17 protein-coding genes and 1 tRNA gene are annotated in these 17,887 nt (G+C 68.4%); 9 read left to right on the top strand and 9 right to left on the bottom strand.

Annotated elements, in window-relative coordinates:
• The first annotated feature begins 9 nt into the window (after positions 1 to 9).
• On the top strand, positions 10 to 1,227 hold the full coding sequence (locus QZ814_RS00575; protein ID WP_294329080.1) for a cation:dicarboxylase symporter family transporter: 1,218 nt from the start codon (positions 10 to 12) through the stop codon (positions 1,225 to 1,227).
• Here the strand turns inward: QZ814_RS00575 and QZ814_RS00570 are convergent.
• The 6 genes from QZ814_RS00570 to QZ814_RS00545 form a co-directional block, all read right to left on the bottom strand.
• Positions 1,211 to 2,065: a PhzF family phenazine biosynthesis protein gene (locus QZ814_RS00570; protein WP_294329079.1), complete on the bottom strand. Its 855-nt coding sequence runs from the start codon at positions 2,063 to 2,065 to the stop codon at positions 1,211 to 1,213. The two genes, QZ814_RS00575 and QZ814_RS00570, sit on opposite strands and share 17 nt — an antisense overlap.
• Before the next feature lie 68 nt (positions 2,066 to 2,133).
• Positions 2,134 to 2,913, bottom strand: a complete 780-nt coding sequence (locus QZ814_RS00565) for an SDR family oxidoreductase (protein WP_294329077.1) — start codon at positions 2,911 to 2,913, stop codon at positions 2,134 to 2,136.
• Positions 2,914 to 3,105: 192 nt separating this feature from the next.
• Positions 3,106 to 4,602 (bottom strand): porin, encoded by a 1,497-nt coding sequence (locus QZ814_RS00560; RefSeq protein WP_294329165.1) that lies wholly within the window; start codon positions 4,600 to 4,602, stop codon positions 3,106 to 3,108.
• A gap of 277 nt (positions 4,603 to 4,879) precedes the next feature.
• Positions 4,880 to 5,443, bottom strand: a complete 564-nt coding sequence (locus tag QZ814_RS00555) for a GNAT family N-acetyltransferase (RefSeq protein WP_294329076.1) — start codon at positions 5,441 to 5,443, stop codon at positions 4,880 to 4,882.
• Positions 5,444 to 5,461: 18 nt separating this feature from the next.
• Complete coding sequence (gene cobS, locus QZ814_RS00550; protein WP_294329074.1) at positions 5,462 to 6,466, bottom strand: cobaltochelatase subunit CobS; 1,005 nt, start codon at positions 6,464 to 6,466, stop codon at positions 5,462 to 5,464.
• A 76-nt stretch (positions 6,467 to 6,542) separates the two neighbouring features.
• A complete protein-coding gene (locus QZ814_RS00545; protein ID WP_294329073.1) occupies positions 6,543 to 7,229 on the bottom strand; it encodes a helix-turn-helix domain-containing protein in 687 nt (228 codons plus the stop codon).
• A gap of 75 nt (positions 7,230 to 7,304) precedes the next feature.
• On the opposite strand from QZ814_RS00545, the gene QZ814_RS00540 reads away from it, so the two are divergent.
• The 5 genes from QZ814_RS00540 to QZ814_RS00520 are packed head-to-tail and all read left to right on the top strand — an operon-like array spanning position 7,305 to position 10,056.
• Positions 7,305 to 7,733, top strand: a complete 429-nt coding sequence (locus QZ814_RS00540; protein WP_294329071.1) for a VOC family protein — start codon at positions 7,305 to 7,307, stop codon at positions 7,731 to 7,733.
• A 3-nt stretch (positions 7,734 to 7,736) separates the two neighbouring features.
• Complete coding sequence (locus QZ814_RS00535) at positions 7,737 to 8,219, top strand: VOC family protein (RefSeq protein ID WP_294329069.1); 483 nt, start codon at positions 7,737 to 7,739, stop codon at positions 8,217 to 8,219.
• 19 nt (positions 8,220 to 8,238) lie between these two features.
• Positions 8,239 to 8,604, top strand: coding sequence for a DUF1428 domain-containing protein (locus QZ814_RS00530; protein ID WP_294329068.1), 366 nt, complete (start codon positions 8,239 to 8,241; stop codon positions 8,602 to 8,604).
• Positions 8,605 to 8,621: 17 nt separating this feature from the next.
• Positions 8,622 to 9,407: a VOC family protein gene (locus QZ814_RS00525; RefSeq protein ID WP_294329067.1), complete on the top strand. Its 786-nt coding sequence runs from the start codon at positions 8,622 to 8,624 to the stop codon at positions 9,405 to 9,407.
• Positions 9,400 to 10,056: a glutathione S-transferase family protein gene (locus tag QZ814_RS00520; RefSeq protein WP_294329066.1), complete on the top strand. Its 657-nt coding sequence runs from the start codon at positions 9,400 to 9,402 to the stop codon at positions 10,054 to 10,056. The genes QZ814_RS00525 and QZ814_RS00520 overlap by 8 nt, the downstream gene beginning before the upstream one ends.
• Before the next feature lie 13 nt (positions 10,057 to 10,069).
• Here the strand turns inward: QZ814_RS00520 and QZ814_RS00515 are convergent, their stop codons facing one another.
• Positions 10,070 to 10,627 carry a J domain-containing protein gene (locus QZ814_RS00515; protein ID WP_294329065.1) on the bottom strand — a complete coding sequence of 186 codons (558 nt, stop codon included), beginning with the start codon at positions 10,625 to 10,627 and terminating at the stop codon, positions 10,070 to 10,072.
• Between the two features lie 89 nt (positions 10,628 to 10,716).
• Between QZ814_RS00515 and QZ814_RS00510 the strand changes: the two genes are divergently transcribed.
• Together QZ814_RS00510 and QZ814_RS00505 are read left to right on the top strand one after the other, a co-directional pair.
• Positions 10,717 to 11,001, top strand: coding sequence for a BolA family protein (locus QZ814_RS00510; RefSeq protein ID WP_084584523.1), 285 nt, complete (start codon positions 10,717 to 10,719; stop codon positions 10,999 to 11,001).
• Entirely contained in the window at positions 10,998 to 11,432 is a 435-nt protein-coding gene (locus QZ814_RS00505) for an NUDIX domain-containing protein (RefSeq protein WP_294329064.1), read from the top strand. The genes QZ814_RS00510 and QZ814_RS00505 overlap by 4 nt, the downstream gene beginning before the upstream one ends.
• Before the next feature lie 164 nt (positions 11,433 to 11,596).
• Here QZ814_RS00505 and QZ814_RS00500 read toward each other — a convergent pair whose 3' ends face one another.
• Together QZ814_RS00500 and QZ814_RS00495 are read right to left on the bottom strand one after the other, a co-directional pair.
• On the bottom strand, positions 11,597 to 16,219 hold the full coding sequence (locus QZ814_RS00500; protein WP_294329063.1) for an NAD-glutamate dehydrogenase domain-containing protein: 4,623 nt from the start codon (positions 16,217 to 16,219) through the stop codon (positions 11,597 to 11,599).
• Positions 16,220 to 16,309: 90 nt separating this feature from the next.
• Positions 16,310 to 17,581: a hypothetical protein gene (locus QZ814_RS00495; protein WP_294329061.1), complete on the bottom strand. Its 1,272-nt coding sequence runs from the start codon at positions 17,579 to 17,581 to the stop codon at positions 16,310 to 16,312.
• A gap of 225 nt (positions 17,582 to 17,806) precedes the next feature.
• On the opposite strand from QZ814_RS00495, the gene QZ814_RS00490 reads away from it, so the two are divergent.
• Positions 17,807 to 17,882, top strand: a tRNA-Thr gene (locus tag QZ814_RS00490).
• Positions 17,883 to 17,887 lie beyond the last annotated feature (5 nt).

Here is a 17,887-nt window from a genome sequence, read left to right as displayed (position 1 = left end):
GGGGCCGGGATGGGCAAGACGATCGCGGTGCTCGGCGCATTGCTGGCGGGCGTGGCACTCGGCTTCTCCGCGCGCTGGCCGGCCGGCGCCTTCCTGAACCCCTGGATCGATGCGGTGGCGCCGATCGGCGCCTTCTGGATCCGCGCGCTGAGCATGACCTTGGTGCCGCTGGTGTTCGCACTGGTGGTGAGCGGGGTGATCAACGCGGTGCGGCACGGCCAGGGCGGCCGGGTGCTGGCGGTGAGCTTCGCGGTGTTCCTGCCGATGCTGGTGCTGGCGGTGCTGCTAGCCTGGGCTGTGGTCGAGACCGTATTGCGGCTGTTCCCGCTGGGGCCCAATCCACTAGCCGGCCTTTTGGGCAGCGCGCCCGCGATCCCGCAACTGCCCGGCACCGCCGACCAGATCCTCGCCATCCTGCCGGAGAATCCGATCGCCGCGGCGGCGAGCGGGCAGATGCTGCCGCTGGTGGTGTTCGCCGTGCTGCTCGGCGCAGCGCTGGCCCGTACGCAGGGCGATGGTTTCGCAGGGATCGTCGACGAACTCGCACGGGCGATGACGCGCATCGTCGACTGGATCCTGCTGCCTGCACCGATCGGCATCTTCGTGCTCTCGCTGGGGGCGGGCAAGGCGGCGGGGGCGAGCGTCGCCGGGGTGCTCGCGCGCGAGGTGGGGGCGGAGATCCTGTTCTCGCTGTGCGCGATCCTGCTCTGCTACGGCCTCGTCCTGCTAGTCCGGGCGATGCCGCTCGGCCGCTTTGCCCGGGCGATCGTGCCCGCGCAGGCAACCGCCGCGGGCACCTGCTCGTCGATGGCGACCGCGCCGGTATCGATGGACGTCGCGCTCAACGCCCTCAAGCTGCCGCAGGAGGTGGCCGGTACGACGATGCCGCTCGCCATCTCCACCTTCCGCCTGGCCACCGCGGGGGTGAGCCTGATCGAGATCTTCGTCGCCGCGCATGCCGCCGGGGTCCATGCCTCGCCCGTGCAATGGCTGCTGGCGGGAATGACGGCCGTCATCGCCGGCATCGCCACCCCGGGACTGCCTGGTGCGGCGATCATCTATGCCTGCACGGCGCCGGGCCTGCAGATCCTCGGCGCCCCGCTGGCGATCATCCCCCTCTACATCGCCACCGCAGCGATCCCCGACATGTTCATCACCACCGCCAGCGTCACCGGCCAGCTGACCGCGACGACGCTGGTCGCGCGGCTGGTCAGGCGATCGCGTTGAGGCCCGGCAGGCCGCCCTCGGCGATCGTCAGGCTGCGGCCACCGATCCAGGCCTGGCCGCCGGCATCATAGTCCACGAAGATACGGCCGCGGCGGTCCAGGCGAGTCCCTTGGGCTGCGACATAGCCCTCGGTCACGCGGCCGCTTTCGTACAGCCACTGCGCCACGGCGGCGTTGAAGCTGCCGGTCACCGGATCCTCGATGATCCCGCCGAACGCATCGGTGAACAGCGTGCGGATCTCCCAGGCGACCGGAGCGCCCGCGGGATGCGCGCCGATCAGGCCGATCTCGATCCGCCCGTCCCAATGGCGCACCGGCTCCACCGCCAGCACCGCCTCGGCCGAGTCGAGCAGCACCGCAATCCAGCCGGGGCCGTTATCCGCCCAAGCGGCATCGACGATCGCGGCGGGATCGATGCGCAGCGCGCGCGCCAGCGTCGCACGGGTGTCGGCATCGACCGGGCCGCTGCGCAGCAACGGCGGCGCGGCGAAGGCGAGGCGGTTCTCGTCCTGCCGGATCGATATCAGCCCGGCGCCGCATTGCTGGACGATCCGGTCCCCTGCCGTGCGCCCGCCCGCTGCCAGCCAGGCATGCGCCGCGCCCAGCGTCGGATGGCCGGCAAAGGGCAACTCCCGATCGAGCGTGAAGATGCGCGCGTGGTAATCGGCGCCGGGGACGCTCGGCGGCAGCAGAAACACCGTCTCGCTCAGGTTGAACCAGCGGGTGATCGCCTGCATCGTCGCGGTGTCGAGATCGCCGCCGCCATGCACCACCGCCAGCGGGTTGCCGGTGAACGGGCCGTCATGGAATACGTCGACCAGCGAGAAAGGCGTCGTCATGGCTGCATCTCCCCTGCCGCGGATGCGGCGCGGGCAGGGATCGCCGATCGGACCCGGACTGGCAAGCCTCAGCCCGGGGCCGCCGCCGATCCGGCGAGCAGCCCGCCATCCACCTGCAGCTCGGCGCCGGTGATATAGGTGGCTTCGTCCAACGCGAGCATGGTCGCGACCGCCGCCACTTCTTCCGGCATCCCGAAGCGGCGGAGCGGCGTGTCGGCGACGAAGGCGGCCATGCGCGCCTCCCGATCCGGACCGGTGCCCAGCATCGGCTCCCACATCGGGGTGAGGATCGCGGCCGGGTGGATGCTGTTGCAGCGGATCCTCCAGCCCTGCTGCGCACAGTAGAGCGCTACCGTCTTGCTATGGTTGCGGATCGCCGCCTTCGACGCGGCATAGGCGGCCGCGCCCGGAATGCCGACCATGCCGGAGCGCGACGACAGGTTGATGATCGACCCCGACCCCGCCGCCTTCATCGCTCCGATCGCATAGCGGCAGCCGAGAAAGGTGCCGTCCAGGTTCACGCGGTGAACGGCGCGCCAGTCCTCGAGCGCGGCGTGTTCGGGATCGTGGGCCACGATGCCCTGCTCGAAGCCGGTGATACCCGCATTGTTGACCACCACATCAGCGACTGGCGCGCGGGCGGCCAGCCGCGCCCAATCCGCTTCGTCGGCCACGTCGAGCCGCTCGAAACGGCAGCCGATCGCGTCGGCCGCCTCGGTGCCGGCGGAGATATCGATATCGGTGAGGATCACGGTACCGCCTTCCGCATGGAAGCGCGCGGCGATGGCGCGGCCGATGCCGCGTGCTGCGCCGGTGACGACGCAGATTTTGTTGTTCAGGCGTTGCATGGTGTTCTCGCAGCCAGAGTCCAGGGCGCGGCAGGTGCCGCGGGCTGTGGGGTACCGCTTCAGCGGTGACGCTGGACCATGTCGAGAACTCCCGGAACCTGCGTCAGGCTAGGCGCAAGCGGCCGTGGACACAAGCAAAAGCCGAACCGGCCGCCGCCCCGGGAGAAGGGCGGCGGCCGACGGCACGCAGGATCAGAAGGTTACGCCGAAGCCGGCACTGACCGTCTGGCCGCTGTCCTTGCCGGTAAAGGAACCGGCGCGGTTGTTGGTCTTCCAGCTGATCAGGTTGAGCTGGAGGCGGATGATGCTGTCGAGATACCAGTTGGTGCCCACGGTCGCCGCGGTGCCCTTGGTCGCGTTCGGGATGCCCGAATAGTCGATGCTCTCGTAGCGGGCGAGCAGTTCGATTGCGCCCGGGCCGCCATCGAACACCGGCCGCAGCACGCGCGGCTGGGCGAAGGTGCCGAGGCGCGGATTGTACGGCGGCAGGTCGCCGGTGACGAAGAAGCCGGTCGAGAGGCTCCACGCCTTGCTCTCGAAGTCCGGGCGACCGCCATTGAGGCGGGCGACGCGCTGGCCGGCTTCGCCCATCACCCACAGCGATCCGACATAGCCGCCCAGTTCGGCGCCGTAGCCGGTGGTGCCGGTGCCGCCGGTGAGCGTGCCGGTCTGGACGCGCAGATTGCCGTTGAAGCGACCACCGATCACGGTGTTGCGGGTCAGCGTGCCGGGGCTGCGCGAGGACAGGGCCTCGTCGAAGCCCCACAGGCCGACATGGAGGATCGCGCGATCGGTCTTGATCGGGTTCCAGTGGACGCGACCGAGCACGGTGCGGTTATCGTTCATCGCCTGGCTGGCATCGACGCTGTCGCCGCTGATCGTGACCGAGGCGTGGCCCGTCTTCCAGAAGAGGCGGGGCATCAACGCGATACCGTAGAAACCGCGCTGCGGAATGATCGAGGTGGCGACGACGTTGCGCTCGAGGAACGGCGGCGCGTCCGAACCGCCCGAGCCTTCGAAGCTGCGATCGTTGAACATGTTGCCGAAGCGGACGTCGTAGGAAAGCTTGCCGATGTCGTTGCGCCAGCCGACGAACATCGTGCCCACGTCCGAGGTGTTGTCGGCGAAGTCGTTTTCGAACTGGTAGAAGAAGTGCGGGCCGACCGCGCCTTCGATACCGATACGCAGCGCTCGGGCGCCGGTCGTGGTGATGTTGCGCGCGTCATAGTTCGAACCGAAGGTCGAGCTCACGTGGTTGATGATACGGCCGCGCATCTTGAACAGGAACTTGCCGTCCGCCGAGCGGAAGATCGGCAGGCCGCCGCGCCATTCGGTGGTGACGTTGGAGGCGTTCGCCGCAGCGCGGACCTGGGCGACGCTCTGATCGACGAGGTCTGTGGGGGCAAGCTGGGGCGCGAAGGAGTCGGCGACCGTCTCGTCATTGGCGACATTGGTGCGCTTGACCTGCCGCGCCTGGTCGACAGGCGCCGCCGCCGCATGCGCGACCGGGGTGGAAGCCTGGGCACCTTCGATCTTGTCGAGCCGGGCGCGCAGCGCGGCGATTTCCTCGGCCTGCGCCTTGAGCAGTTTCACCAGCTCCGCCTGGTCGCTCGGCGTGGTCTGCGCCAGTGCCGGCGTGGCGACTAGCAGCGACGATAGCGCCGCACCTGCCAGGAACGTCATCTTCATCATGAGAACCCCGTTTGTTGATTCGGTGTCGCCAAAGGCAATCCGTCTCAATATAGAACGGCAGTTGTCGTATGATCCGGTGATGAAACGAGATTCTGTTGTTACGTATTTCTGCTTAGGTGCTACGTGGCCACCATATCTTCTTCAGAAGACGCCGAGCGCTTGACTATAAAGTACAGAATTTCATTTGCCGGCAGGATTTTGCGGTTTAAAGCTGAAACGTCCAACGGCGGTACGGCGGAAATGATTACGCGTGCGTTTGAGGCGCCCTAGGTGTTTATCGGGAGGCGCGGTCCCGCGAGCAGAGCGCCTTCTCCATCCGCACCAGCGGCACCTGCACGCCGTCAATCGGGGCGGACAAGATGGATTCCACCTGCCGATAGCCGCACGCTTCGTAGAGCGGCACGCCGGCCATGGTCGCCATCATCTCGGCGCGGGCATAGCCGGCGGCGCGCGCGGCGTCCTCGCACAGGCCCAGCACGCGACGGCCGATGCCGCGGCGGGTGAAGTCCGGGTTGGTGTACATCGCGCGGATCTTGGCGGCGTCTTTCGCCGGGTCCAGTCGCTGGGGCTCCCGCGCGACGATGCTCGCATCGCCGCCATAGAGCGTCGCGCGGAACGACCAGCCGCCGCAGCCGGCGATGGTGCCCCCGGCGTCCTCGACGAGGAAATAGGTCTGGTCGGCGATCAGCTGGGTGTCGAGCCCCATCACCCGGTGGCTGGCGGCGACCTGTTCCGGGGTCAGGAAGCCGTGCTGCAGCTCGGCGATCGCCCGGCCCATCACCGTGCGCAGTGCCTCCAGGTCATCCGGTTGCGCAAGGCGGTGGGTGAGGGCCGACATCGACGCGCGCGGTCGAAGTTACGCCCGGCCGACCACGCTCTCCGGCAGGTCCTTGCCGAACACGCGCTGGTAATATTCGGCCACCTGTGCCCGCTCGGCATCGTCGCATTTGTTGAGGAACGACAGGCGGAACGCGAAGCCGACATCGCCGAAGATCAGCGCGTTCTGCGCCCAGGTGATCACGGTACGCGGGCTCATCACCGTCGAGATGTCGCCGTTGATGAAGCCGCGGCGGGTGAGCTCCGCCACGCGGACCATGTTCTCCACCGTCTCCTTGCCGCCCGGCTTGTCATATTCGCCCGACTTGGCGAGCACGATCCGCGCCTCGGTGGCGGCAGGCAGATAGTTGAGCGTGACGACGATGTTCCAGCGGTCCATCTGGCCCTGGTTGATCTGCTGCGTGCCGTGATACAGGCCGCTGGTGTCGCCCAGGCCCACCGTGTTGGCGGTGGCGAACAGGCGGAACCAGGGGCTCGGGCGGATCACCCGGTTCTGGTCGAGCAGGGTCAGCTTGCCCTCGGTCTCCAGCACGCGCTGGATCACGAACATCACGTCCGGGCGGCCCGCGTCATATTCGTCGAACACGAGCGCGGTCGGGGTCTGCAGCGCCCAGGGCAGCAGGCCTTCGCGGAATTCGGTGATCTGCTGGCCGTCCTTGAGGACGATCGCGTCGCGGCCGATCAGGTCGATGCGGCTGATATGCGCGTCGAGGTTGATGCGGATGCAGGGCCAGTTGAGCCGCGCCGCCACCTGCTCGATGTGGCTGGACTTGCCGGTGCCGTGATAGCCCTGGATCATCACGCGGCGATTGTGCGCGAAGCCGGCCAGCACCGCGAGCGTGGTGTCCGGATCGAACACATAGGCAGGGTCGAGATCGGGCACCCGCTCATCCGCCTCGCTGAAGGCAGGCACTTCCATGTCGATGTCGATCCCGAACAGATCGCGCACCTTCACCATCTTGTCGGGTGCGTCGAGGATCGTGGAATCCCGGCTGTCGGGGAAGGTGTTGGGCAGATCGGCCATGGTCTTGAATCCTTGAGTCCGAACGGGACCTAGAGGCTTGTTTGCCGCACTGCAACCGCATGTCCTTCGGGGTAGGTCAGGCGGCAAGCTTGGGCGGCAGCAGGAACAGCGTGGCGAATTCTGCCGCGCGGGGCACGTCCCCGTCCACGACGAACCTGCCTTCGGACAACGCCGCGACAAGGGGCATGGTGCCGAACAGCACGGGCAGGAAGTCGTTGGGTTCTCCGACAAACACCGCCTCGGCACCGGCCAGCGTGCCGCGAGTGATGCCGAAGGCACCGTCCTCGATGGTGGCGAGATAGGTCTCCTCGCCCAGCCGGAAGCCGATCCGCCCCGACCAGCCGGCGGTCTTGTCGGGCAGCATCAGCATCCGCAGCGCCAGCATCAGCGACACGCGCGAAAAGGGCAGGGAGGGATCGTGCCGCGGCGAGCGCAGTGCCCAGCGGCCCATCGCCAGTACCACCGGCTCGGCCTCATATCCCCAGGGGGTGAGCGCATAGACCTGCACGCTGGCCGGCGGCGGCAGCTTCTCGCGCACCACGATCCCGTCCGCCTCCAGCCCGGCGAGACGCTGGGTCAGAACATTGGCGCTGAGGCCCGGCAGCCCGGCGCGGATCTCGCCAAAGCGACGGGGGCCGAGCAGCAGTTCGCGGATGATCAGCAGTGCCCAGCGCTCGCCGACGAATTCCAGCGCGAGCGCCGTGCCGCACGCATCCTCGTAGCGGCGCTTCTGACCTAGGTTAGTTATCTTTTCTAACTTCACGGTTGTTTTCTAGGATCGGCCAAGGCACAAATCAAGCAGGCGGCGACTCAACGAAGGCCGCCGGGGAGAGAGAACGTGGTCCAGCCGGTGTTCGTGAACCTGCCCGTAGCCGATGTGCCGCGCGCCACCGCCTTCTACGAAGCGATCGGCTGCACGATGAACCGGCAGTTCAGCGGCCCTACCGCCAGCGCGATGGTCTGGTCCGAGGCGCTGACTTTCATGCTGCTCCACCGTGACTTCTTCCAGACCTTCACCCCGCGTGCCGTGGCCGATGCGACGGCGGTCACCGAGGTGCTGATCGCGCTGCCGCTGGACGATCGTGCCGCCGTCGATGCGCTGGTCGACACGGCCGTTGCGGGTGGCGGATCGGGCGACATCCGGCCGGTGCAGGACATGGGCTTCATGTACGGCCGCACCTTCACCGATCCGGACGGGCATGTGTTCGAGCCCTTCCACATGGATGCCGCCGCAGCCGCGGCCGCCATGGCACCGGCGGAAGCCTGAGCCATGGCGCAGAAGATCGTCCCCTGCCTTTGGTTCGACGGTGACGCCGAGGATGCGGCGCGCTTCTACACCACGCTGCTGCCGGACAGCCGGATCGACCAGGTGGTGCGGGCGCCGGCCGCCTATCCTGCCGGCGAGGCGGGCGCGGTGCTGGTGGTGGAGTTCACGCTGGCGGGATCGCGCTACGTCGCGCTCAATGGCGGCCCGCAAGCGCGCTTCAACGATGCCGTGTCCTTCCAGATCCACACCGAGGACCAGGCCGAGACCGATCGGCTATGGGCGGCGATCACCGCCGAGGGCGGTGCCGAGCGCGCATGCAGCTGGTGCGAGGATCGCTGGGGCCTGCGCTGGCAGATCGTGCCGCGGCGCCTGTCCGAGCTGATGGCCGATCCGGACCGGGACCGCGCCGCCCGCGCGATGCAGGCGATGATGACGATGCGCAAGATCGACATCGCCGCGCTGGAGGCCGCCGTCGAACCCGCCTGAGCCCTGGAGGAGACCGGGAATGTCGTCCCAAGCCTATCTCGACGGATATGTGATTCCCGTGCCCGAGGCGGAGAAGGAGACCTATCGCGCGCTGGCGGAAGAGACGGCGACGCTGTTCCTGAAGTTCGGTGCGGTTCGCGTGCTGGAGGGCTGGAGCGAGGATGTGCCGCACGGCACCGCGACCGACTTCTACCGCGCGACGCTGGCCGAGGCGGGCGAGGCGGTGGTGTTCGCCTGGGTGCTGTGGCCGGACAAGGCGACGCGCGATGCCGGTTGGGGCAAGCTGATGGAAGCGCCGGAGATGCAGGGGCGGACCATGCCGTTCGACGGCAAGCGCATGTTCTGGGGCGGATTCGAACCGATCGTCGATCGCGGCGACGGCTGAACACAGGGGAGAGTGGCATGACGAACCGGCAGGGCGAGATCATCTGGTACGAGCTGATGACGCAGGATGCGAACCGCGCTGCGGCCTTTTACGGGGCCGTGGTCGGTTGGCAGGTCGGCGCGCCGATGGCCGGCGGCCCGGACTATCGGATGCTGGTGGCGCGCGACGGCAATGCCGGCGGCATGCTCCAGCTGGACGATGCGATGCGCGCGGCAGGCGCAAGCCCGACCTGGCTCGCCTATTTCGGTGTCGACGATGTCGATGCGAGTGTCGCGGCGATCGCCGGCGCGGGCGGCAAGGTGCTGATGCCCGCCTGGAACGCCCCCGGCGTCGGCCGGATCGCGATGGTCACCGATCCGCAAGCGGTGCCCTTCTACGTGATGCGCGGCGCCACCGAAGGCGCGACCAGCACCGTCTACCAGCGTCACGGTCGCGGCCATGTCGGCTGGAACGAGCTCTATGCGCCGGACGCCGACGCGGCGCTCGGCTTCTACCACCGGAAATTCGGGCTCACCCGCATGGGCGGCATGCCGATGGGCGAACTGGGCGAGTACAGCTTCATCGGCCATGACGGCGGCGAGCCGATGGGCGCGATCATGCGCTGCCCGCCCGGCGCGCGGCCGGGCTGGAGCTTCTACTTCCGGGTCGACGATGTCGATGCAGCGAAGGACAGGGTGGAAGGGGCCGGGGGAACGGTGCTCAACGGGCCGATGGACGTGCCCGGCGGCGAGCGCGTGCTCCAGGCAGCTGACCCGGACGGCGCGATGTTCGGTCTGGTGAGCGGGGCGGCGGCGGATGCTTGAGCTGTTCGGGCACCCCTTCTCGTCCTACACTTGGAAGGTACTGATCCCGCTCTACGAGAACGGCACCGCGTTCCGGTTTCGGGCTCTCGGGCCGGACGAGCCGGAGAATGGCGCGGAACTGGCACGGCACTGGCCGCTGGCCAAGTTCCCGTTGCTCGTCGACGCTGGGCGCGCCGTGATGGAGTCCACCATCATCATCGAATATCTCGATCTGCATCATCCCGGTGCCACGCGCTTCCTGCCCGAGGACGCCGATGCGGCCATCGAGGTGCGGATGCTCGATCGCATCTTCGACAACCATGTGATGGCGCCGATGCAGCGGGTGGTGGCCGACGCCATGCGACCGCCCGAACGTCGGGACCCTGTCGAGGTGGAGCAGGCGAAGGCGGCATTGGCGCGCGCCTATGGCTGGCTGGAAACCCGGCTGGAGGATCGCGACTGGGCGTCGGGCGGCGCGTTCACCCTGGCCGATTGCGCGGCAGCGCCCGCGCTCTTCTACGCCGATTGGGTGCATCCCATTGCGGACGCATACCCAAGGGTGGCCGCTTATCGTGCCCGCCTGCTGGCGCGCCCGTCGGTTGCGCGCTGCGTCGAGGATGCGCGGCCCTACCGCGGCTATTTCCCGCCCGGCGCACCGGATCGCGATTGACCCGGGGGCGGCGTTACGCGAACGCCTCCGATCCCTTCAACTGCTGGTACGCCGCGATCACCCGCTGGAGACGCGCCTCATGGCTGCGGTCGCCGCCGTTGCGGTCGGGATGGAATTTCCGCACCAGCTCCGAATAGCGCTTCCGCAGCGCCGTGCGGTCGGAGTCGATCTCCAGGTCCAGCACCTTCAGCGCGTCGCGGTCTGCGCCGGACAGCGGCCTGCCGTCCTTACGCTCGCCGCGATCCTTCATCCGGTCGCGATAGCGCGCGCCGATCGCGTCGAGCGGGTCGGCGAAATCGGCCCAGCGTGGCGGCATGTCAGGATTGGCGCTGAACACGCGGGTCTCGCGCTCCCAGCCGGCGATCGGGCGCTGTGCCTCGTGGATCTCGTCGGGGCTCATGCCCGCGAAGAAGTTGTAGCCGGAATTGAACGCGCGAACATGGTCGAGGCACAGCCAGCGGAACGGCGGCGGACCGTCGAAGCTGCTGCGCGCGCCTTCGATCGGCGGCGCGCGAAATTCGCCGGGAGCGGTGCAGCCCGGCTCTGCGCACACCCTTCCCTCCGCTTCCATGCGACCATGGAAACGGGCATTCGGACGATCCCTTCTCGGCTGATGGCTAGCCACGCGACTCCCTCGAGCAAACCGCCTATATAGGCGCGATGACCGACCTCGCCACCGGCCCTTTGGCCGATCTGATCGCCGATCGCCTGCGCACCGCGCTCGCCCCGTCGCACCTCCATGTCAGCAACGACAGCGCCCAGCATCGCGGGCATCTGGGCGATGACGGCACCGGCGAAAGCCACTTCACCGTCACCATCGAGAGCCCCGCCTTCGCCGGGCTGAACCGCGTCGCCCGCCAGCGCAAAGTGAACCATGCGCTCGCCGATCTGCTCGCCACCCGCATCCACGCGCTGGCGATCAAGGCGACTGCGCCGGGCGAATGAGCGGCCGCATCGCGCGCCCCGCGGCGCGGATCCTGCTGCTCGATCGCGCGGGCCGCGTACTGCTGTTCCGCTTCGATCCCAGCGACCGGCCACCCTTCTGGTGCACGCCGGGCGGCGCGGTCGATCCGGGCGAGCGCTATGAAGACGCTGCGCGGCGCGAGCTGTGGGAGGAAACCGGCATTCGTGCCGATCCGGGGCCCGAGGTCGCACGGCGCGTCGTCGAGTTCGTGACGATCGAGGGCGTGCCGGTCTGGGCCGACGAGCGCTATTTCCTGGTGCGCACCGATGTGGAAGCGATCGAGACCGGCGGGCATACCGCGCTGGAACAGCGGGTGATGCGCGGCTGGCGCTGGTTCACCCGCGCCGAGATCGCCGTGCATGACGAGCCGATCTTCCCCGAAGACCTGCTCGAGATGCTCGCAGCGCTCTAGTTGTCCGGCCCTGGTTTTCCACAACCGTCATCCCAGCGAATGCTGGGGTCTTCAAACGGTGCGGGAGGACGGCGCCGCGCTTCTGCGGGAGGCCCCAGCGTTCGCTGGGGCAACGGCGCGGGGAGGTAGCCCGCCGCGTCGTCGCCGACGCGGCGGGTCCTGTATCACTCCCGCCCGAGCAGCACCCGGGCCTGGCCTGCGATCTGCGCCAGCATCGCCGCATTGGGCACCGCCGCCTGGCGCGCACGCCGGACCAGCGCGCTGAACTGGTCGACGCGGGCGCGGTGCTCGGCGAGCCAGGCGTCCACCGTCGCCTGCGGATCCTGCCCTTCGACGCGCGACAGGAACTCCAGCCGGAGCTGCTGGAAGTCGCGGGCGAGGCCGGCGATCAGCAGGCGTTCCCACACATCGCCGGTGGTGATCCGCGCCGCCGTCGCCTGCGCCCAGTCGAGGCCCAGCGCCTGGCCGAGCGAGGTAAAGGCGCGGGTGAGCACCACCTCGTCGATGCCGCGGCGCTGGCCGAGATCGGCGAGGCCGATGCAGCCGTCCAGCTCGAACACGTGCACGATACGGTCGACCAGCTCGCGCGGCGCGCCCGCCGCAGTAAGCTTGCCGCAGATGCGATCCGCCTGCGCGCGTACTTCGGTGAGCATCAGTCCCTTGGCCTCGCGGCCCAGCGCCTCGATGCCGGGCTTGAGCCGCGCGATCACTTCGGCCGGGCTCGCCCCGGGCCGGGTAATGCGCAGCAGATCGGCGATCTGTCCTCGCACCGCCACCGCGAGTTCGTCGAGCAGCGCAACGCGCGCGCCTTCGCTGATCTCGGCGGTTTCCACCGCCGCCCACAGCGCCGGCAGCCCGAGCAGCTGTTCGGCGACGACGAACATCGCGGCGATGTCGCGCATCGCGGCGCCCTCTTCCTCGGCCAGTTCGAACGGGTGGAGCACGCCGAGGCGGTTCACCACGCGGTTGGCCAGCTTTGTCGCGACGATCTCGTTGCGCAGGCGATGCTCGTCGATCGCCTTGCCGAACTGTTCCTGCATCGCCTTGGGGAAGGCGGCATGCAGATCGCCGACCAGCGCCGGATCATGGCCGAGTTCGCCCTTCTCGATCGCGTCCTGCAGGGCCAGCTTGGCCGAGGCGAGCAGCACCGCCAGCTCCGGCCGGGTGAGCCCGCGCCCTTCCTGGGCGCGGCGCAGCAGGTCCTCGTTCGAGCCCAGCCCCTCGACCCCGCGGTCGAGGCGACCGCTGGCCTCCAGGATCTCGATCACCCGCACATAGCTGGGCAGGTCGAGCGCGCCGTCATTCTCCATGAAGGAAAGCGCAAGCGTCTGGAGCCGGTTATCCTCCAGCACCAGGTGCGACACGTCGTCGGTCATCGAGGCCAGCAGGGTGTTGCGGTCCTCGAAAGCGAGGCGGCCCTCGATCATCTCGCGGTTGAGCGCGATCTTGATGTTGACCTCATTGTCCGAGCAGTCGACGCCTGCCGAATTGTCGATGAAGTCGGTGTTGAGGCGGCCGCCGTTCCGCGCGAACGCGATGCGCGCCGCCTGGGTCACGCCGAGATTGGCGCCTTCGCCGACCACTTGGGCCCGCACCTGCTCGGCATTGATGCGGATGCGGTCGTTGGCGGGATCGCCCACCTCGCCGTTGCTCTCGCTCGCCGCCTTCAGATAGGTACCGATGCCGCCGAACCAGAGCAGCCCAACGCGCGCCTTGAGGATGGCGATCATCAGCCCGTTGGGATCGATGCTGTCGACGTCGAGGTCGAGCAGCGCCTTGACCTGCGGGCTGAGCGGGATCGACTTTTCGGTGCGCGGGAACACGCCGCCGCCCTCGGAGATCAGCGCCGGGTTATAGTCCGCCCAGCTCGAACGCGGCAGCGCGAACATGCGGGCGCGCTCTTCCCAGCTGGTCGAGGGATCCGGATTGGGATCGAGGAAAATGTGGCGATGGTCGAACGCGGCGACCAGCTTGATCGCCTTCGACAGCAGCATGCCGTTGCCGAACACGTCGCCCGACATGTCGCCTACACCCGCCACCGTCACCGGCTCGGACTGGATGTCGGTGCCCATTTCGAGGAAGTGGCGGCGGACCGAGACCCAGGCGCCCTTGGCGGTGATGCCCATCGCCTTGTGGTCGTAGCCGACGCTTCCTCCGGACGCGAACGCATCGCCCAGCCAGAAATTGCGCTCGATGGCGAGCGAATTGGCGACGTCGGAGAAGGTGGCCGTGCCCTTGTCCGCCGCGACGACGAAATAGGGATCGTTGCCGTCGAGCACCGTCACGCCCTGCGGGTGCACCACCTCGCCCGAGACGATGTTGTCGGTGATCGACAGTAGCGCGCGGATGAAGATGCGGTAGCTTTCGGTACCTTCGGCCAGCCAGGCGTCGCGATCGACGGCGGGCGAGGGCAGGTGCTTCGGATAGAAGCCGCCCTTGGCGCCGGTCGGTACGATCACCGCGTTCTTCACGCGCTGCGCCTTCATCAGGCCGAGAATCTCGGTGCGGAAGTCGTCGCGGCGATCGGACCAGCGCAGGCCGCCGCGCGCGACCGGGCCGGCACGCAGATGGATGCCCTCGACGCGCGGGCTGTACACCCAGATTTCGCGCCAGGGCAGCGGCGCCGGCAGGCCCGGCACCTTGGCCGAATCGAGCTTGAACGCCAGCGCCTCTTCGCCGGCGGGCGCATAGGCGTTGGTGCGTAGCGTCGCTAGCACCACGCCCTTGAACAGGCGCAGGATGCGGTCGTCGTCGATCGCATTGACCTGTGCGAGGCCGGCGTCGATCGCCTTTTCGGCATTGGCGATCGCGTCGACGTCGCCACCGCGCGCGGGGTTATGCGCGGCTTCGAACCGATTCACCAGCGCCAGCGCGACCGAAGGGGCGCGGCGCAGCGCATCGACCACCGTGCCGAGGCCGTAGAGCATGCCCGTCTGCCGCAAATAGCGGAACCAGGCGCGCAGCAGCACCACGGCATCGGGGCTGATGCCGGCCTCGACGATCAGCCGGTTGAACAGGTCGTTCTCGGCGCGACCTTCCAGAACGGCCGCAACGGCCGCCTCGACGATTGCCGGTTCACGCTCCAGCATCTCGCTGCGGTTCGCCGGCTCGACCTTGAAGTCGTGGATGAAGGCGCCGTTGGTCAGTTCGGTCGGTACTTCCTCGAGCACGCGGAAGCCGAAATTCTCGAAGGCGGGCACCGCGTCCGACAGCGCCAGCGCGCCGCCCAGGCGATAGAGCTTGATCCGGTATGTGCCGGGCTCGTCGGGGAGGGGGACGATCCGCACCGAACGGGCGTGTTCGTCCTCCAGCCCGCCGATTCGCACCATGTCCTGCGCGGCTTCCTCGGGCGTGTGGGTGAGGCGGTAGACGTCGGGGAAGGCGTTGGCGAGGCGCAGCGAGAGGCGCGCCGCGCCGCTGCCGGCGATCTCGCTCAGGCACGCTTCCACCGCCGGCGCCCAGCCGCGCACCATGCGCGCGATGCGCGCGTCCAGCTCGGCTTCGTCCGGCATCGTCGTGTCGCCGCGCAGGTCGAGCGTGTAGCGCAGCTGCGCCAGCACGCCGTCTTCCAGCGCGATCGACCAGTTGATCATCTTGGCGTGCGCCGCCTCGGTCAGCATATTGCCGATCGTCTCGCGGTGGCCGGCGGCCACCTGCTCGCGCGGCAGCCAGACAAAGGCGAACAGGTGGCGACCCAGCGTGCTGCGCACCAGCACAAGCTTCGAGCGCGGACGGTCCGCGACCGACATGGCGGTGAGCACCAGACTTTCCAGCGCCTCCAGGTCGAAGGCGGTGGTCAGGTCGTGCGGCAGGCCGGTGAGCGCGTGCGTCATCGCCTTGCCGGTGTGGCCGGCGGGATCGAAGCCGAACTTCGATTCGAGCATCTCGATCCGGCCGCGCAGCATCGGCACCATCGCCGGCGGCGTGTTGAGCGCCTGGCTCGTCCACAGGCCGTAATGGATCGACAGGCCGGTCACGTCCTGGCCGGTCATGATCGGCGTGACGACGATGTCGAGCGGTACGCGGCGGTGCACGGTGGAGGTGGCGTTGGACTTGAGCAGCAGCGGGATCTCGCCGCCCATCTCGAAATAATCGACCGCGAGGCGGCGCGAGGTGTCCGCCAGCAGCGGCACGTCATGGGTATAGCGGGCAAGGCCGATCTGGTCGCTGCTATCGCCACCGATCGTCCATTTCTCATGGCCGAGCAGCGTCATCGCATCGTCGGCGAACCAGCGCAGCAGTGCTTCGCCCTCGCGCGAGGGGACGCGGGCACCGTCGATCGACATCGCCTGCTGCAGCGGGCGCCAGTCGGAAACCACGTCGCGCACATGCCCGAGGACGCGCTCGATCTCGGCGGTGAGCGCGCGGCGGGTCCGGGCGTCGGCGCGCTCCATCTCGATATAGATCATCGATTCGGGTCGCGCGTCCTTCGCCTTCTCGCCGATATCGGTAACCAGCCCCGTGGCATCGCGCTCGATCGGCAGGATCGGGTGGATGATGCGGAAAATGCCGAGGTCGAACGAGGCGATCGCGCCGGCGATCGAATCGACCAGGAACGGCATGTCGTCGTTGATCACGGCGAGCCGCATCTTGCGGCTGGCATCGTCCTGGTAGGTTTCGAGATTGAGCCGAACCGTCTGCGGCGGGCGTTCCGCCGCCGTCTCCGCGACGAACCGCGCCACTTCCGTGCGCTCGGCGTCGTCCAGTCCTTCCAGCTCTCCGGGCAGGGCCCCCTCGAAGATCCGATCTTCAAAGGCCTGCATGATCTTTTTTTCTAGGTTCTTCATGGGGTGGGCTATGCTCCCGTGCGGAGGGCACCTCAAGTCTGGAAAAACCGCGAGGATAGGCGCAGAAGCGACCACCCGCCGCGGCACGAGTCACCCCGCGGCGCGGCGCACGGCGCGATCGGTAAGCGCTGCATCGTCTTCCAGCCGCGCCACGATATCCAGGCCCTTGGCGCCCGCACGGGCGAGCAGCAGCACGAAATCCGACTCGCCGGCGGGCATCGCCACTTGTGCCAGCGGCGCGCGCGTCCGCAGGCTGTCGGCGGCGCGGGCGAAGGCGGCAGGGCGACGGTCGCCGGCGATCGTGGCGCGCAGCTCGCGCTCGGCCTTCACCACGCCCTTGATGCCGCCGGGGGTGATCTCGAGAAACGCGTCCAGCCCGCCGCTCGGCACCGCCAGGCGTTTGGCATGGGTCAGCACGGTGGCGAATTCGGCCAGCCGCGTCTTGTCGTAATCGGCGCCGAAGACGAGCTTCACCACCGGCGTCATTGGTGCGCGCGCCTGCGCGATGAGGCCGGCCTCGGCGAGGAGGGCGGCATAGCCGGCACCATCCTGCTCGGCGGCGAGCGCGAAGCCATAGGCACGGTCGAGCGCCCGGTAGAGCGCCGCGCGCCCCCGCACGTCGGACGCCCGCGCCGCCGCGGCGGACTCGCGCGCCAGCATCAGCTGGTCGGCCAGCGGAGAAGCCATTTCGGTGTGGGGCAGATCGGCACTGGCGGGGGTTTCGAAGCCGGCGCTGGGGCCGTCCGCCCAGACCGACTGTACCGCCGGCACCGGGTGCGGCGCGGCGCGGCGCGAGGCCTCGATCTCGGCATCGAGCTGCGCCTGGAGCGCGGGGTCGACGACTTCCTTCCAGTTGATCACGCCGTAGATGAAGTCGATCTTTTCGGGGCAGGAGGCGAACGGCATCAGGATGCCGCGGTAGAACATCTGGTGCCCGCGCTGGCCGACAAACTCGGCCTCGAAGCCGATCGGCGCGCGGTTGGCGATGATCTGCAGATAATGGTCGGTCAGGCGCGAGAGCAGCGAGCGGCTCGGCACTTCGCCGACATGGGCGATCGCGCGCTCGATTCCGCATTCCTCGCGCAGCGCGGTGCCGAGATAGCGGATGGCGGGGTTCTCGATGCCGTCGGTGAAATCGAGAAGCACGCTGTTGGGGCCGAAATCGGCGATGTTGGCGGGATCGAGATCCTGGATCGCGGGATAGGGGCGGCCGCGCAGCAGCGACACCCAGTGGTTATACGCGCGCACATGCATGCGCCGCTCGTCGCCGCCGATCGCGACCGGGCGCTCGTCGATCGCCTCGTCGGACACAGTCGCGGGCTCGGAATCGGCCGGAGAAGGAATGCCGCGCGCCATGTTCATGCGAGTGCTCCACTGCGGGCCAAGCCCGAAACGCTGATCCGACACCTTGTGCAGGGTCCATGGTAAATGGCGCGTAAAAGCCGGCACGGGGAAACGCCGGAGGCTGCAGCGCGCGTACGGGAGGATAAAGAATGCAAGGGCTCTATCTGCAGGGGCTTGCCAGCGCCCGGAACCACTGGTAAGCGCCCCGTCCTCCGGGCAATCCAGCGCCCGGATACAAGATGTGCCGCTTTAGCTCAGCTGGTAGAGCATCGCATTCGTAATGCGGGGGTCACAGGTTCGAGTCCTGTAAGCGGCACCAGTACA

Origin of the sequence: uncultured Sphingomonas sp. (assembly GCF_913777625.1) — a bacterium.
Taxonomy (GTDB): Bacteria; Pseudomonadota; Alphaproteobacteria; order Sphingomonadales; family Sphingomonadaceae; genus Sphingomonas.
Note: the sequence above shows the minus strand (reverse complement) of the source record. Positions and strands in the feature narration are given on the sequence as shown.

Bases quoted from the DNA above. Each gene is read 5' to 3' on its own strand.
- QZ814_RS00570 (WP_294329079.1), bottom strand. From the start codon at position 2,065: ATGACGACGCCTTTCTCGCTGGTCGACGTATTCCATGACGGCCCGTTC.
- QZ814_RS00565 (WP_294329077.1), bottom strand. From the start codon at position 2,913: ATGCAACGCCTGAACAACAAAATCTGCGTCGTCACCGGCGCAGCACGC.
- QZ814_RS00515 (WP_294329065.1), bottom strand. From the start codon at position 10,627: ATGGAAGCGGAGGGAAGGGTGTGCGCAGAGCCGGGCTGCACCGCTCCC.
- QZ814_RS00495 (WP_294329061.1), bottom strand. From the start codon at position 17,581: ATGAACATGGCGCGCGGCATTCCTTCTCCGGCCGATTCCGAGCCCGCG.
- QZ814_RS00505 (WP_294329064.1), top strand. From the start codon at position 10,998: ATGAGCGGCCGCATCGCGCGCCCCGCGGCGCGGATCCTGCTGCTCGAT.
- QZ814_RS00560 (WP_294329165.1), bottom strand. From the start codon at position 4,602: ATGAAGATGACGTTCCTGGCAGGTGCGGCGCTATCGTCGCTGCTAGTC.
- QZ814_RS00510 (WP_084584523.1), top strand. From the start codon at position 10,717: ATGACCGACCTCGCCACCGGCCCTTTGGCCGATCTGATCGCCGATCGC.
- QZ814_RS00555 (WP_294329076.1), bottom strand. From the start codon at position 5,443: ATGTCGGCCCTCACCCACCGCCTTGCGCAACCGGATGACCTGGAGGCA.
- QZ814_RS00525 (WP_294329067.1), top strand. From the start codon at position 8,622: ATGACGAACCGGCAGGGCGAGATCATCTGGTACGAGCTGATGACGCAG.
- QZ814_RS00530 (WP_294329068.1), top strand. From the start codon at position 8,239: ATGTCGTCCCAAGCCTATCTCGACGGATATGTGATTCCCGTGCCCGAG.
- QZ814_RS00575 (WP_294329080.1), top strand. From the start codon at position 10: ATGGGCAAGACGATCGCGGTGCTCGGCGCATTGCTGGCGGGCGTGGCA.
- QZ814_RS00520 (WP_294329066.1), top strand. From the start codon at position 9,400: ATGCTTGAGCTGTTCGGGCACCCCTTCTCGTCCTACACTTGGAAGGTA.
- QZ814_RS00500 (WP_294329063.1), bottom strand. From the start codon at position 16,219: ATGAAGAACCTAGAAAAAAAGATCATGCAGGCCTTTGAAGATCGGATC.
- cobS (WP_294329074.1), bottom strand. From the start codon at position 6,466: ATGGCCGATCTGCCCAACACCTTCCCCGACAGCCGGGATTCCACGATC.
- QZ814_RS00535 (WP_294329069.1), top strand. From the start codon at position 7,737: ATGGCGCAGAAGATCGTCCCCTGCCTTTGGTTCGACGGTGACGCCGAG.